Below are 17,013 nucleotides of genomic sequence, written 5' to 3'. Positions count from 1 at the left end.
ATAATGGAGTTTCCTGAATTAATGATAAGTAAATGATTTTAATAACTAAAAAATTGTTGTAATCTAAAAGAAAACATACCTCTTTTAACAAAGAAATATTATGATCAAACTTATAAGATTTTTTTTATTCATTATAATTTTAGGAATTAGTGTTAATTCCCAGGCGCAAATAAAAGCTGCAATAAATCCTGAGAATGTTTTTTTAAATCCTCCTGAAAGTGCTAATCCTGGTGTATTATGGATGTGGATGGGTTCTAACCTGAGTAAATCAGGTATAACCAAAGATTTGGAAGCCCTTAAAAAAGAAGGATTTAATAGAACAACCATGTTTAGCCTGGCCGATGTTACAACACCTTGGGCAGGTGAAATCGGCAAAAGCCCTACACCAGAACTGATTTCCTGGACTGAACCTTGGTGGAAACTTGTTCGCCATGCAGCAGAAGAATCGAAGCGATTAAATATGGATTTCGGAATGTTTAACGGACCATCTTACGAGTCTAGCGGTGGGCCTTGGATTACGCCGGAGCTATCCATGCAGGAAATTTGTTGGGGACAAACAGATGTTGCCGGAAATAAACATATTAGCCTAAAAATAAATAAGCCTAAAGTAAATCCAAGAGGAAATACACCATGGCCAATATACAATCCAAAAACAGGTTTAGTAGAAAAGCCTGAAATTGAAGCGAGAAATACATTTTACAAGGATATAGCGGTAATTGCGCTACCCGCAACAGGTATTGTAGCGAAGCAAAATGTTATTGATTTAACATCTAAAATGAATGCTGACGGCCAATTGGAATGGGATGCACCTGCCGGAAACTGGATTATTTATCGATTCGGACATACCACAACTGGTACTTTAATTCAGCCAGCGCAATGGAAAGCGACAGGCTTAGAGTGCGATAAGATGAGCCAGCAAGCGATTGACTTTCACCTTGATCATGTAATTGGTGAAATACAGAAACATTTAGGTGATTTAGTAGGGAAAAGCTTTACCCATGTACACTTCGATAGCTATGAAGCTGGTGACCCAAGCTGGACAGCCAAAATGCGTGAAGAATTCTCAGCCAGAAGAGGTTATGATTTACTTCCATATTTGGCCACCTTTGCTAAACGTACTGTCGGAAATAATGAGGAATCTGCTAAGTTTAAGGATGATTTTGGTGCTACAATAAAGGATTTATATAGAGATGTATATTTTGCAACCATCGCCAAAAAACTCAAAAAAGCTAACCTCACCTTTTTAGCAGAACCATATGGCGGGCCATGGAGGCAAGATGAAGTAATGCCTTTTGTTGGTAAGGTGATGACAGAATTTTGGACGCACAAAGGAAAATATGCGCCTTATGAATTGGATCCAACAGTTGCAGCATTAAGAAAATCAGGTCAGAATATTATTGAGGCTGAGGCATTTACAGGCGATCCACAAGATAGTAAATGGAATGAAACACCAGCCTGGTTAAAATCTATGGGCGATGCTTCTTTTTGTGCAGGTGTAAATCGGTTAATATTGCATCGTTTTGTTCAGCAACCTTGGGATGATAAATATAAGCCCGGCGCAACAATGGGACAGTGGGGTACACACTTCGATCGTACACAAACCTGGTGGGAACCTGGTAAAGCAATGATAGAATATTGGAAACGTTGCCAAGCACTATTGCAATGGGGAAGAATTAATGATGCTAAAGATGATTTTATCGTTAGCGAGAAAACCGGGAATGCAGATATAAATCATATCCATAGAAGCGAAGGAAATATCGATGTTTATTTTGTAGCCAATACAAACCGATCTCCAGGAAATGCAAAATGTACTTTTAGTATTGCAGGAAAGCAACCTGAACTTTGGGACCCAATGACTGGCACAATGCGTGATCTTCCTGAATTTGAAGAGCAAAATGGTTCTACAAGCATTCAGCTTAATTTTGAAGATTCTCAGAGTTACTTTATCGTATTTAGAAAACCTTCAGAAAAAAAATCTAAAGGCAATAATTTCCCTTCCAATAAGCTTTTGGGAATGCTAGATGGCAGCTGGAGTGTTAAATTTGATGAAGTATGGGGCGGTCCAAAAAATTCGGTGGGTTTTAAAACCTTAACCGATTGGACAAAAAATGCAGACAATGGCATTAAATATTACAGTGGAACAGCATTGTACACCAAAAATTTTAATGCAGAATATCTTTCTACGCAAAATAAACAAGATTTGAAACTCGATTTAGGCACAGTAAAACATATTGCAAGCATCAAATTGAATAATGTTGACCTTGGAGTCGTTTGGACGGCACCATGGATTGTAAAAATTCCTCAAGGCCTCTTAAAGAAAACAAATAATAAAATTGAAATTGCTGTAACCAATGTTTGGGCCAATCGTTTAATTGGCGATGAGCAAGAACCTGCAGATATGGAATGGCTTCCAGGTCATATGAATAGTGGATCCTTTTTAAAGGAGTTTCCAGATTGGTTTCTAAATAATAAACCTCGTCCATCAAAAGGTAGGTATACTTTTACAACATGGAATTATTTCACCAAAGATTCTCCCTTAATTTCTTCAGGCTTGTTAGGTCCGGTTAAAATTGTTTATTCTGAAAATAAGTAGCCAATTTAGATGAGAGCAATACGATACATTTTTTTATGTTTTTATTTATTTTTCTTTTGTACAGAGCTTAATGCTCAGCAATTAGAATGGTTGGAAGTAGAGCCTGGTATTTGGAAAACAACTATCGGAAATCCAGAACAATATAATCTTCTAACTGCTTCAGGAGTGGTACCTTATCATGAAGGTTTGGTAAGATTAGAAAAATCTTCTTTTCCACTTTCAAAATCTGATATTACGGCAAAGGTAGTTGATGGAAAAACTTACTTAAAATTTCCATTAGACAAAACTGAACAGCTTTTTGGGTTTGGGCTTAACTTTAAAACGGTTAATCAGAGAGGGAAAATTATGGAGCTCCATGTCGATCATTATAATGGTAGTGACAATGGAAGAACGCATTCTCCAACACCTTTTTATGTCTCATCAAAGGGTTATGGCATATTTATAAACAGCGCCCGTTATCTTAAAGTGTATGCTGGTGCTACTGTTCAGCGTGATAGTAAAAACCCGCCAAAAGTACAAGATAGAAATACAGACCCCGACTGGAATCCACATCCTTACTCGGATGGCGTAGAAATTCTGGTACCTGCAGAAGGTGTAGAAATTTTTGTGATGGGCGGTCCGACAGCCATGAATGCGGTTCAACGATTTAACCTTTTTAATGGGGGAGGATGTTTACCCCCGCGATGGGGTTTAGGCTTTACGCAACGTATGGAACGACTGACAGACGCTGATGGGGTATATAAAGAAGCGATGGCTTTTGAAGAAAAAGGTTATCCGCTCGATTTTATCGGACTTGAGCCTGGGTGGCAAAGTAAATCCTATCCAAATACTTTTGAGTGGGATAAGAAAAGATTTCCTGAACCTGAAAAAATGGTGAAAGAATTGCTCGAAAAAAATATCCGGCTTAATTTATGGATAAATCCTTATGTTTCTCCAGATGCACCATTTTATAAAAGGCTGTTTCCCTACACCGCATCACATACGGTTTGGGCAGGCGTAGTGCCAGATCTTAATACAGATAGTGCTAGAAGTCTCCTGTTTGGCGCTTTAGAGAAAAATAAAGTGAGCATAGGTATCAGTGGATATAAAATTGATGAAGTGGATGGTGGTGATGGTTATTTATGGCCTGATTTGGCAACGTTTCCATCAGGAATTTCTGCAGAGCAAATGCGCCAAACCTATGGCTTATTGATGCAACGGTATACAACTAAATTGTATCAAGATAGAAATGTAAGAACCTACGGTTTAGTAAGAGGTTCTAATGCCGGAGGTGTTTCTTTCCCTTACGTTATTTACAATGATTATTATAACCATCAGGATTTTATAACAGCTTTGATTAATAGTGGTTTTGCAGGTGTGTTATGGACACCAGAAGTGAGGGCATCGAGTAACCCTGAAGAATGGGTAAGACGTTTTCAGTCAAATGTATTTTCGCCTATGGCCATGATTAATGCATGGGCTAGCGGAACTAAACCATGGACATTTCCAGAGGTTGCGCCAATTATAAAAGAATTTGCCTTGTTAAGAATGCAAATGATGCCTTACTGGTACAGTGAATTTGCTAAATATCATTTTGAAGGTATTCCTCCTTTCAGGGCAACGAATTTAGAACAAGGTTTTCAAAACATCACTCCGGTTAAAGAAACTAAGAATGATAATTTAGAAGAAAATCCTTACGCTAAGGCAATTACGAGAGAAATAAAAGACCAATATATGGCAGGCGAAAACTTGCTTGTTGCACCAATGTTTACAGGGCAAAAAAGTCGAACAGTCATTTTGCCAAAAGGAAAATGGTTTGATTTTTACACCGGAAAATATGTAGGAAATGGAGAAGTGATAACAACAATTCCTGGTTTAGAGAAAATTCCGGTTTATGTAAAAGATGGTGGAATAATTCCGATGACAAAGCCAATCTTACATGCACCAAAAGCATCTGAAAAAATAGATATTGAATTTAGGTACTATGGTTCTAAGCCTGGCATATACCAACTTTATGACGATGATGGAGAGACTTATAATTATGAAAAAGGAGAATATTCGGTGAGAGCTATAAAAATTTCAAAAATCAATAACAAGTTAGTTGGGAGTATAAGTGTCGCCCAAAAAGGTAAGCCAAACTCTATTAATAAAATTACCTATAAAATGATGACACCTTAACTATAACCAATCGTTAGGTTCTATTAATAAATAAATACATAAAATCTAAATATTTGATTTTAAATTTATTTTAGTTAAGACTAAAATACTGAATTTATAGATATTTAGAATGTAATATAATCCTTTTTAGCTATTTATTTCAGCTTGTTGATGGATTTCTCTTTCATAAATAAAAATATAACATATTAAAATACAGATAATTAAGATTTTAAATAAATCACTTAAACGTTTAAGTAAATAAATAATTAATGTTATAATAACGTTTATATTTTTTTAGGCAACTTACATAATAAAACCAAATATATTTTGATGCATAAACCAGCTTTTAAAATTGCTTATATGCTGTCGAATTTTTTAACTAACCAAAATAATAATTATGAGTAAATCTAGACTTTATTGTTTCCAAAACTGCAAGATTGTAGGTATTGTGATCATGCAGTTATTTCTGCTGCTCAGTTATGCTTTAGCCCAAACCAATGTAACGGGTAAAGTAACTGATGCCAAAGGAGAGCCAATTCCTGGCGTTTCCGTAAAAATAAAAGGTTCTCAACTGGGAACTTCAACTGATGCAAATGGTAAATATAGTATTTCTGCATCCCCAACATCTGTTTTGGTATTTACGCTTATTGGCTCAAACCCAAAAGAAATCACAGTAAGCGATAAAAGTACTGTTAACGTAACCCTTGCAGAAAGCCAAAATGATTTGAGCGATGTGGTGGTTATCGGTTATGGTACTAAAAAGAAAATAGACCTTACCGGTGCTGTAAATTCGTTGCAGTCTGAAGAAATTACCAGGGCACGTGCTACTGGTGCTCAAGAAGCTATGCAAGGTAGGCTACCGGGCGTTGATATTAAGCGTAGCTCTGGAAAGCCAGGTGCTGACTTTAGTATCGAAATCAGAGGTGCAAATTCTATTACAGGAAGTACGCAGCCACTTTATGTTATTGATGGAATTCCGGTAGGACAAAATGGTAGTGCAACCAATCCTATAAATGATATTAATCCTGCCGATATTGAACGTATTGATGTACTGAAAGATGTTTCATCTACGGCAATTTATGGATCAAGGGGTTCTAATGGTGTTATTTTGGTTACTACAAAACGAGGTTCTAAAGGTGCTACAAAAATAACTTATGACGCTTTTATCGGTATAGTAAATCCTTACAATTTGCCGCCGGTAATGGATGGGCCAACATTTGTAAATTACGTTCGTGATTATTTTTACGAATTACCAAGAGCTACTGCAATCAGGAATAATCAACCCATCCCAACAACACCTATTGCAGACAATACTATTTTTTCAGCAACTGAATTAAGTAACATTGCAAATGGTACGTACACAGATTGGATAGATTTAATTAAAAGAAACGGTATCTCATCAAATCAAAATTTATCAATAAGCGGAGGCGATGATAAAACCAATTATTTTATTGCTGCAGGTTATCAGCTTTACCAGGGAACAACGAAAGCCGAAAGTACAAAGAAATATACTTTAAAGGCTGGTTTGGATAAAACCATAAACAAAACTTTTAAAGCTGGGGCATCAATGTATACAACCTTTGCTGATATACACCCAAGTAGTGGAGAAGCTTTTAGAAGTGCCTACCGCCTTCGCCCCACAGGTAGTGCTTACAATGCAGATGGATCGGAACGCTTTTTTGCTTATGAATCTGAAGCGCAAATTACCAATCCATTATTCGATTTTAGAAACGAAATCAGGCAACAACAGTACCTGCATGTTTTACCTAATATTTATGCAGAAGCAAATATTATAAAAGGGCTAAAAGTCCGTACGTCTTTCAGTCCGGATATAACCATACAAAAACAAGGACAGTTTAACGATACGTTTTCGAAATCCAGATTGGGTACTTTACCTAATAGTGCATCTACAGCTGCCAATCAATGGATTAATTATACATGGGATAACTTATTGGTTTACAACAATGAAATTGGTAAGCATAAGTTTGATGTAACTGTTGGTAATTCATTTGAATATCACCAGCAAGACTTTTTCTCAAATTCGGCGACAGGACTTCCATTTAATTCTTTATGGTATAACTTACAGTCGGCAACAACTGTTAACGGTATTGCTCCAGTAATCACTGTAGGTAGTGGTTATAGCCAGCAAAATATTACTTCTGTTTATGGACGAGCAAATTATACATATAATGATAAATACCTATTTACGGCAACTATTCGTGCCGATGGTAACTCTATATTTGCACCTGGTCGTAAATGGGGTTACTTCCCATCAGGTGCATTTGCCTGGATAGTTAGTAAAGAAAACTTTTTCAGCAATGTAAAGGCTATAGATCTATTGAAACTTAGGTTGTCTTATGGAAAGTCGGGTAACGCTGCATTAAGTACCTTTATACAACCTTACTTTACTCAATCTTCATTAAATCAAACGGTTTATGATTTTAACGGAAATGGTGCGAATGGATTTGCACCTAACTTCGGAAATCAAAGCACAACCTGGGAGAAAACAGACGAATACAATTTAGGTTTAGATATGCAAATGTTTAAAAACAGAATTGGTTTGCAACTAGATCTTTATCGTAAAACAACAAATGGATCTCTACTGAATCAACAAATTCCTGTTGCGAATGGTTACCCAAATACACGAGCTAACTTAGGTACAGTCCGTAACCAAGGTATTGAAGTTGGAATTAACACGGTAAACGTTCGCTCTGATAAATTTACCTGGAACACAAGCTTTAATTTTGCAATTAACAAAAACAAAATTCTTTCATTATATGGTGATGGAAAAGATGATATAGGAAATGGATTTTTCATCGGTCAGAAATCAAGGGTCGTTTATCGCTATAAAATTATAGGTGTTTGGCAGAACGAAGAGCTTAATGCAGCTAAAAGTTATGGCAGAATACCAGGGCAATATAAAATCGAAGATGTAAGTGGTCCAAACGGTGTTCCTGATGGGAAAATTGATCCAAGCGACAGACAAATTATAGGTAGTGATATGCCAAAATGGTTTGGTGGTTTAACCAGTACTATGAATTATGCAAATTTTGATTTCAGTATAACATTGTATACTCGTCAGGGAACTTTTGAAAACAGCGTGTTCCTGGAGCAGGTAATGAATGGTGATCAAACCAGGGCGCGTTTTGGTGCATTCGACAGAGATTACTGGACACCAACTAATCCAAGCAACACCTGGGCAAATACAGCTATTGAAACAGATGGAGATGCCAGAACTGTTGCTCAATTTCAGAATAGTTCTTATACCAAAATCAGTAATATGACGCTTGGCTATACTTTGCCAAAAACGATGTTAAATAAAGTGGGTATTCAAGGTCTTAGGGTTTATGCTAATGCATTCAATCCTTTTATATTCTCGAAGTTTGTTGGTTGGGATCCTGAAAATCCAAGTGGGAACTCTTTCCTTAACCAGGATTTTAGAACACGAACTTTCATGTTCGGTTTAACATTAACTTTATAATAGCAGTCATAATTTAATACTAGATATGATGAAAAATATTAATATAAAATACCTACTGATCAGTGCATCGGCATTGTTAATCAGTATAACAGGCTGTAAAAAGTTTACAGATGAGAATAATCCGGCAAACCGCACCGCCGAAACCTATTATAATAAATTTTCTGGTTTCGAAGATCTTGCCAAGTCTAATTATGCTACATTAAGGGGTATTGTAAATTTTCCTACCTTTTTTAATTTGGGTACAGATACCTACAGTACGGCGAATATTAATGATAATAATGGAGAAAACCTTTATAACATTAATCTCAATTCACAAAACGGGAATTCTGCGTCTCTTTATGCGCAAATGTATTCAGCCATAAATATTGCGAACAATACCATATACTGGGCCACACAGTTAACAGATGGCAATGCAGCAACTATAAATATCAGGGTTGCTGAAGCTAAAGCATTAAGGGCTTTTTATTATTATTACCTGGCCGAAACTTTTGGAGATGTTCCAATTGTCATAACCCGTACAACTGAAGTTACACTAGCTTATACCAGGTCACCTGAAAAAGATGTATACGATCAGGTAATTAAAGACTTGAATGAAGCCATTACTGCATTGCCTGCGACTACGACTGATTTTGGTCGCGTTACAAAAGGTTTTGCACAGCATTTACTTGCGAAGGTATACTTAACTAGAGGCTATAAAACTTATGGTGGGGGTAATGCCGATTTTACTCAAGCGGCAGCACTTGCAGAAACCGTAATCAGTTCAGGAAGCTATGCTTTAAAATCTAAATTCTCTGATTTATTCGATCCAACAGTTCCAAATTATCAAAGTAATAATGAAGTTATTTTCTCTGTTCAGTATAGTACAAATGCACTTTTTAATGGTGGAGGAAATACTTTACAACAATGGTTTCTTTGGGATGTTCAAAACTCAGCACTTTTAGGTAGAAGCGTTTTTTATGGCAAAACCAATAATGCAATAGCTCCAGACCCATACTTTTTTAGTTTATTTAATAAGAATAGTGATAGCCGTTATGCTGCAACTGTTTACGATGCGGTTCTTACCCAGGTAGCTGGCACATTTAACGGAAAATCTTTTGCAGTTGGCGATACATTAATCTATTATCCTGTAATACCATTTACTGCGGCGCAAAAGGCTTTAAGAAAATATATTGTTATTAACCCTGATGAGTATAGAACGTCTCCTTTCCTAAATGGTGTCCGCAACTACCCACAATTTAAAAAGTTCCGCGATCCTTTTGTTAGTGGTTATGTAGATAATGGTGGCGCAAGAGATACTTATGTGTTCAGGCTTGCTGAAACCTATCTGATTGCCGCTGAAGCATACGTAAAACTAAACAATCAAGCTAAAGCACTGGCTTATATAAATATCTTGAGAACAAGAGCAGCTAAAACAGGAACTAACCCGGCAAGTGGAATACTTTATGCAACAGAAATGCAATATACAGGTATAGTTACTTTAGATGCAATACTTGAAGAACGGGCCAGAGAACTGGTTGGAGAAGAATTTAGATGGTATGAATTAAAAAGGATGTATGAAACCGTTGGTAGTGTATCAACTAATAAATTGCTCACGCGTTCTATCCTGTATAATGATGAGTTGAAAGCTGCTCAGGCAGGCAAAACAATTCTTGATGCAAAGTTTTTATTAAGGCCAATTCCCCAAGCTCAAATAGATCTGAATAGAGGGCCGTTCCCTCAAAACCCAGGCTACTAAAATAATTTTTAACAAAGATCTTATGAAAACTTCATAAGATCTTTGTTATTTTATATGTTAATCAATTGATAATCATCCTATGTATAAGTTTTTTCTTTTAAGCCTGTTTCTTTTCGTTTTTATTGGTAACCAAACCTTCGCACAAAAACTTTGGTATACTAAACCCTCTGCTCAATGGACAGAAGCATTACCCATTGGAAACGGCCGTATAGGGGCAATGGTTTTTGGAGGTGTAAATGAAGAATTATTACAGCTAAACGAAGCCACGCTGTGGTCTGGCGGGCCGGTAAAAGAAAATGTAAATCCAACTGCTTCTACTTATTTGCCACAGGTTCGTAAAGCATTATTTAATGAGGATTACGCATCTGCAAGAAAACTAGCCCAAAAAATGCAGGGCGTTTATTCCGAGAGCTATATGCCATTGGGTGATTTAAAAATTAAACAGAATTTTGGAAATGATCAGGTATCAGGTTATAAGCGTGATTTAGATATTCAGCGTGCCGTCGCAACAACCAGTTTTACGGTAAATGGCGTAACCTATAAACGTGAGGTTTTTTCAAGCGCTCCTGATCAGGTTATTGTAATGAAAATTTCAGCAAGTAAACCTAAAATGCTTAACTTTTTTATCGGTACAAGCTCACAACTCCGGTCTGGCAAAAATGTTTTAGCAGGTAATATTTTATCTTTATCAGGAAGAGCACCTATACACGTAGACCCAAATTACGTTGAAAATACTAAAGATCCTATTCGATATGGAACTGACCAGGATTGTGCCGGAATGCCTTTCGAATTATTAACAAAAGCAATTAGTAATGATGGTAAAATTAAAGTTGATACCGCCGGAATCACTGTAAGTGGTGCAACTGAAGTTTTAATTTATCTTTCTGCTGCTACAGGTTTTAATGGATTTAACAATTGCCCAAATTTGAATGCACAAAAACTGGCAAAGGATAAATTAGATTTAGCTACAAAAAAAACCTGGAATGTATTATTAACTGCTCACCTTAAAGATTTTCAAAAATATTTTAATCGCGTATTCTTTCAGCTTAATGCAGGCGAAAAGTCAAAAATGAATATGCCTACAGATGAAAGACTGGAAGCTTATACCAAAGGTGCAAATGATTCTGAATTAGAAGCGATGTACTTTCAATATGGTCGTTATTTATTAATCAGCAGTTCGAGAGTTGCAGGTGTGCCTGCAAATTTGCAGGGCATTTGGAATAAAGAAATGCGTCCGCCTTGGAGTTCCAATTACACAACAAATATAAATGTGCAAATGAATTATTGGATGGCAGAAAACTGCAATCTATCAGAAATGCACACACCACTTTTTGGCCTCATAAAAAATCTTTCTGTAACTGGAAGTGAAATTTCATCATCCTTCTATAATACAAAGGGTTGGGTTACACATCATAATAGCGATATATGGGCTTTAGCAAATCCGGTAGGCGATTTGGGTTCGGGCGATCCGAAATGGGCAAACTGGCCAATGGGTGGCGACTGGCTTACACGCCATTTATGGGAACATTATTTGTTTACTCAAGACAAAGAATTTTTAGCCAAAACCGCTTACCCTTTAATGAAAGGCGCTGCGGCTTTTACATTAGATTGGCTGGTGCCAGATAGATCGGGGAATTTAGTAACTGCCCCGTCTTTCTCTCCTGAAAATGATTTTATTTATGGATCGAAAAAAGTAGGGCAGGTATCGGTTTCAACCACAATGGATATCGGAATTATAAGGGATCTTTTTGACAACCTTATCGCTGCCAGTCAAATTTTAAATATTGATAAAGCTTTCCGTGATACACTTATTGCAAAGAAAGCTAAGCTATTACCTTTCCAAATTGGCAGCAAGGGGCAGCTTCAGGAGTGGAATAAAGATTTCGAATCTCCAGATCCACACCACAGGCATGTTTCTCATTTATATGCGTTATATCCTGCTAATCAAATTTCCCCGCTAATCAATCCAAAGTTTTCTGATGCCGCAAAAAAAACACTTGAACTGCGTGGCGATGATGGCACAGGATGGAGTTTAGCCTGGAAAGTAAATTTATGGGCAAGGCTTTTAGATGGCGATCATGCTTATAAGCTTTATCGGAATTTATTTAGAATTACGCGTGAAAACGACACAAATTACAGTGAAGGTGGTGGGATTTATCCCAACATGTTTGATGCACATCCACCTTTTCAAATCGATGGGAATTTTGGAGGTACATCTGGTGTTGCAGAAATGCTGCTTCAAAGTCAGGATGGCTATATTCATTTGTTGCCTGCTTTGCCTAAAGCCTGGAAAGACGGAAAAATAAATGGTTTAATTGCACGTGGTGCATATACAGTAAATATTGCCTGGGCAAATGGAAAATTATCAACTGCCGAAATTGTAGCAAAAAAAACCGGTATTTGTAAGGTTCTTTCAGCCCGTCCTTTGAAAATTAAAGGTACAATTCGTATTAAAACTTCTAAAATTACTCTTGGCTATATAAACGAATTCAGAACTGTGGCAGGGCAGCATTATTCTTTATCTGGTTCATAAGAAATTGTACAATATTTTATCACCTATTAAAAAACACACATAATGAAAAAAATAGTTCTAACCTTCATCGTTTTTGCTTGCTTTATAAAGGCATTTGCACAGCATGCAACTAAAGATGAAAAAAAAATGGAATGGTGGAAAGATGCTAAATTCGGTATGTTTATCCACTGGGGCATTTATTCTGTTCCGGCAGGGATATATAAAGATAAGCCTGTAAAAGGTATAGGAGAGTGGATAATGAATACGGCAAAGATTCCTGTTAAAGACTATCAAAGTTACGCTCAAGAATTTAATCCAGACCGTTACGATCCAGAGGCTTGGGTTAAAATGGCAAAGGATGCTGGAATGAAATACATCATCATCACTTCTAAACACCATGATGGGTTTGCCATGTTCGATTCTAAAGTTACCGATTGGGATATTATGGGTGCTTCTCCTTATAAAAAAGATATTTTAAAGCCATTGGTTGATGCCTGTAAAAAAGCCGGAATAAAAATTGGGTTTTATTACTCACAGGCTCAGGATTGGGTACATCCTGGAGGAGCTGCAAGTGGTGGTTCATGGGATGAAGCCCAAAAAGGCAGCTTTGATGCTTATTTAGATAAAATCTCCATTCCTCAGGTTAAAGAAATTCTTTCTAATTATGGCGAACCTGATATTTTATGGTGGGATACACCACAAAATATGACTCCTGAACGTGCCGCCAAATTTGATGCTATTGTAAAGCAACATCCAAATTTAATTACCAATAACAGGTTAGGTGGTGGTTTTGATGGTGATACGGAAACACCAGAGCAGTTTGTTCCATCAACAGGTTTTCCCGGGCGCAATTGGGAGGCCTGTATGACAATAAATGATACATGGGGATTTAAATCTAACGATAAGGATTGGAAAAGTGCAAAAACACTTATCCGCAATCTTACAGATGTTGTAAGCAAAGGCGGTAACTTTCTACTAAACGTTGGACCCGATGCTCATGGAGAAATTCCGGCAGTAAGTATTGAGCGCCTGGCCGAAATCGGTAAATGGCTTAAAGTAAATCAGGAATCTGTTTATGGTACCACTTCGAGCCCTTTTCCTTTTCTTTCATGGGGTAGGGCAACCCGCAAACAGCAAAAACTTTATTTGCACGTTTTTGATAATCCTTTAGATGGCAAATTAAAAGTTCCGATGTTGAATAAAGTTACCAGAGCCTATCTGCTAAGCGATTCTTCTAAATTATTGCGAACAAAACGAGCCGGAAAAAATCTTGAGCTTATGCTTCCTAAGCAATTGCCAGATACTATAAACACAGTCGTAGTTGTTGAATTTAGCGGAGAACCTAATGTAGCACCACCGCCTGTTGCAGGTAAAAAAATAACGGCATCATCAGAACAACCTAATGCAATTGCTAAAAATCTTCTAGATGGAAACCGATTAACAAAATGGGAGGCTGCTAAAGGGCAAAAAGATGCCATTTTAGAAATAGATTTAAATACTGTTTTTGATATATCAACCCTTATTATTGATGAACCATGGCACCCTTGGGAAGATAAAAAACAAGACATTATTTTAGAATATAAGAAAGGGGATAGTTGGTTGCCTGTACTTAAAGCAACTACAGGCGGTATCGGGATGATTAAAAATTTTAAATCGGTAAAAGCCCGATATTTTAAACTTACTATTCACAATCAAAGTACACAACCAACACTTTTAGAATGGCAGCTTTATGGCAAAGAATAATAAAATAATTTCAAATAAATTTTATAAGATGAAATACCAATTTAAAATATTTTACCTGTTAATTTTTGTTTTCGCATGTTCATTAAGCGCTAAAGCTCAAAATTTAATGGTCAGTAATCTGTTATGTGAATATAAAAAACGTCCGGTAGGCGTAGATGTACCAAAACCGATATTAAACTGGCAACTAAAAAGCAATAAAAGAAATGTGATGCAAGGTGCTTATCGTATTTTAGTATCTGATGATTCTTTATCTTTATTAAAAAACATCGGAAATATTTGGGATACGAAGAAAGTTTCTTCTGATGGTTCGATTCAAATAAGATATGGAGGTAAAAAGCTTTTATCTGTAAAAAATTATTTCTGGAAAGTGATGGTTTGGGATGAGGCAGGCGGTGTAAGCACCTGGAGTAAAATATCGGCCTGGCAAACAGGTTTATTTAGTAAAACAGATTGGAAAGGTGCACAATGGATAGGTTATGAAAAACTACCTGAATCTCAAATCATTGTTCCGTCGCAACCCGAACTTGGAGATTTAGGAACTAAAGGTAAAAATAATATTCTTCCGCTTTTGAGGAAAGAAATTATTATAAAAAAAGAGGTAAAAAAGGCTTTAATATTTATATCAGGACTTGGTCATTTTGAACTTTCTCTTAATGGAACAAAAGTTGGAGATCATTTCCTCGATCCTGGTTGGACAAAATATGACAAGCATGCGCTATATGTAGCTTTTGATATCACAAAACAAATTAAATCGGGTTCTAATGCATTTGGTGTAATGCTTGGCAACGGGTTTTATTATTCATTATCAGAAAGATATAGAAAACTAACTGGTGCTTTCGGTTATCCTAAAATGATTTGCAGAATAACATTTGAATATAAAGATGGCTCAACACAAGATTTTATTAGTGATAATTCATGGAAAACCATAGCCGGACCGGTAACTTTTTCAAGCATTTATGGAGGTGAAGATTATGATGCGAATTTATTGCCAAACGGTTGGGATAAACCAGCATTTAATGCGTCGGGATGGCGTGATGCTATTGTGGTTGGAGGCCCATCACAGTTAAATGTACAGGCAGAAGAGCCTTTGAAAATATTTGATAATTTTAAACCCAAAAAAATAACACAACCTAAACCAGGTATGTGGGTTTACGATTTTGGGCAAAATGCATCAGGTATTCCTTTCATAAATGTTAAAGGCTTAAAAGGAAAAACCATTAAACTTATTCCTGGTGAATTACTTGCAAGCGATGGAACGGTTACTCAAAATGCAATTGGCAGTCCTGTTTTTTTTAATTATACGCTTAGCGGAGTAGAATCAGAAAGCTGGCAGCCTAAATTTATGTATTATGGGTTTCGTTATTTACAAATTGAAGGTGCAGTACCTGCAGATGAAATTAATGAAAATAAATTACCTGTTGTGTTACAAGCCAAGTTACTTCACACTCGTAATGCTGCGCCACAAATTGGAACTTTTACAAGTTCAAACACACTTTTTAATAAAACATTCGACTTAATTGATTGGGCTGTAAAAAGTAATATGGCAAGTGTGTTTACCGATTGCCCGCATAGAGAAAAACTAGGTTGGCTAGAAGAAGCGCATCTTGTTGGAAGTTCTATCAGGTACACTTATGATATTGCAACATTGTGTAAAAAGGTTATATCCGACATGCGCATGTCGCAAACTGCAGAAGGCCTTATTCCTGATATTGCCCCCGAATATGCAGAATTTGGTGGAGGATTTAGGGATTCGCCGGAATGGGGGAGCAATGGAATTATTCTGCCATGGTATGTATATCAATGGTATGGTGATACACAAGTACTCGAGGAAAATTACGGTATGATGAGCCGTTACATTAATTACCTGGGAACAAAAGCCAAAGACAATATGCTTTATCATGGTTTAGGCGATTGGTACGATATTGGACCAAAAACTCCGGGTGTTTCTCAACTTACACCTAGAGGCGTAACGGCTACCGCAATTTATTATTACGACTTAACCATTTTAAGTAAAATTGCCAAAGCCTTAGGGAAAAATGATGATTCCAAAAAATATGATGATTTAGGTAAAAAGGTTAAGCTGGCCTTCAATCAGAAATTTTTTAATAAAGAAACCAATCAGTACGCTACCGGAAGTCAGACTGCTAATGCAATGGCATTGTATATGAATTTGACTGAGCCTGATAAAAAGCAGGCTGTTTTGGATAATTTAATTAAAGATTTAAAAAAGCGAGATAACAGTCTTACCTCGGGCGATATCGGATATCGATATTTACTGAGAGCTTTAGATGATGCAGGGCGTTCGGATGTTATTTTTGATATGAATAGCCGTTCAGATGTACCTGGTTATGGATACCAGATAGCAAAAGGTGCAACTGCGCTAACCGAATCATGGCAGGCTAATAGTGATGCATCTAACAATCATTTTATGTTAGGCCATTTAATGGAATGGTTTTATAGTGGTTTAGCAGGAATAAGAGCGGAAGAAAATGATGTGGCTTCTGGTAATATTGAAATTAGACCAGAACCTGTGGGAGACGTAACCTTTGTAAAAGCAAGCTATAATTCGCCAAGAGGTTTAATTAGTGTTAACTGGAGAAAAGAGAAAGATGCTTTTAAAATAGATATTGAAATACCAGCCAATGCAAAAGCAACTTTATATTTACCCTCCAGTGCTGGTGCCGCAGTTTTAGAAAGTGGTAAACCCATTACATCGAATAATTCAATAAAATATTCGGGTTATAGTGAAGGTAAAAAAATATTTAAAGTAGGTTCAGGTAATTATCATTTTCAGATAAAATAATATAGCTTTC

7 protein-coding genes are annotated in these 17,013 nt (G+C 36.6%); all 7 read left to right on the top strand.

Annotated features, from left to right (window positions below; translation table 11 throughout):
- The first annotated feature begins 100 nt into the window (after window positions 1–100).
- The 7 genes from IEV50_RS06425 to IEV50_RS06395 all read left to right on the top strand — a co-directional run bounded on the left by IEV50_RS06425 (window position 101) and on the right by IEV50_RS06395 (window position 17,003).
- Window positions 101–2,593 carry a glycosyl hydrolase gene (locus IEV50_RS06425; RefSeq protein WP_188412417.1) on the top strand — a complete coding sequence of 831 codons (2,493 nt, stop codon included), beginning with the start codon at window positions 101–103 and terminating at the stop codon, window positions 2,591–2,593.
- Window positions 2,594–2,602: 9 nt separating this feature from the next.
- The gene (locus tag IEV50_RS06420; protein WP_188412416.1) at window positions 2,603–4,750 is read left to right on the top strand and encodes a glycoside hydrolase family 31 protein; all 2,148 of its coding nucleotides are present in this window, start codon (window positions 2,603–2,605) and stop codon (window positions 4,748–4,750) included.
- A 376-nt stretch (window positions 4,751–5,126) separates the two neighbouring features.
- Window positions 5,127–8,210, top strand: coding sequence for a SusC/RagA family TonB-linked outer membrane protein (locus IEV50_RS06415; RefSeq protein ID WP_188412415.1), 3,084 nt, complete (start codon window positions 5,127–5,129; stop codon window positions 8,208–8,210).
- 25 nt (window positions 8,211–8,235) lie between these two features.
- The gene (locus IEV50_RS06410; protein WP_188412414.1) at window positions 8,236–9,945 is read left to right on the top strand and encodes a RagB/SusD family nutrient uptake outer membrane protein; all 1,710 of its coding nucleotides are present in this window, start codon (window positions 8,236–8,238) and stop codon (window positions 9,943–9,945) included.
- A 79-nt stretch (window positions 9,946–10,024) separates the two neighbouring features.
- Window positions 10,025–12,478 (top strand): glycoside hydrolase family 95 protein, encoded by a 2,454-nt coding sequence (locus IEV50_RS06405; RefSeq protein WP_188412413.1) that lies wholly within the window; start codon window positions 10,025–10,027, stop codon window positions 12,476–12,478.
- Between the two features lie 42 nt (window positions 12,479–12,520).
- Entirely contained in the window at window positions 12,521–14,200 is a 1,680-nt protein-coding gene (locus IEV50_RS06400) for an alpha-L-fucosidase (RefSeq protein ID WP_188412412.1), read from the top strand.
- Window positions 14,201–14,228: 28 nt separating this feature from the next.
- The gene (locus tag IEV50_RS06395) at window positions 14,229–17,003 is read left to right on the top strand and encodes a family 78 glycoside hydrolase catalytic domain (RefSeq protein WP_188412411.1); all 2,775 of its coding nucleotides are present in this window, start codon (window positions 14,229–14,231) and stop codon (window positions 17,001–17,003) included.
- Window positions 17,004–17,013: the final 10 nt, after the last annotated feature.

This window comes from Pedobacter mendelii (assembly GCF_014635725.1).
In the GTDB taxonomy this organism is placed as follows: domain Bacteria; phylum Bacteroidota; class Bacteroidia; order Sphingobacteriales; family Sphingobacteriaceae; genus Pedobacter; species Pedobacter mendelii.
This window is presented reverse-complemented; position numbering and strand designations above follow the sequence as displayed.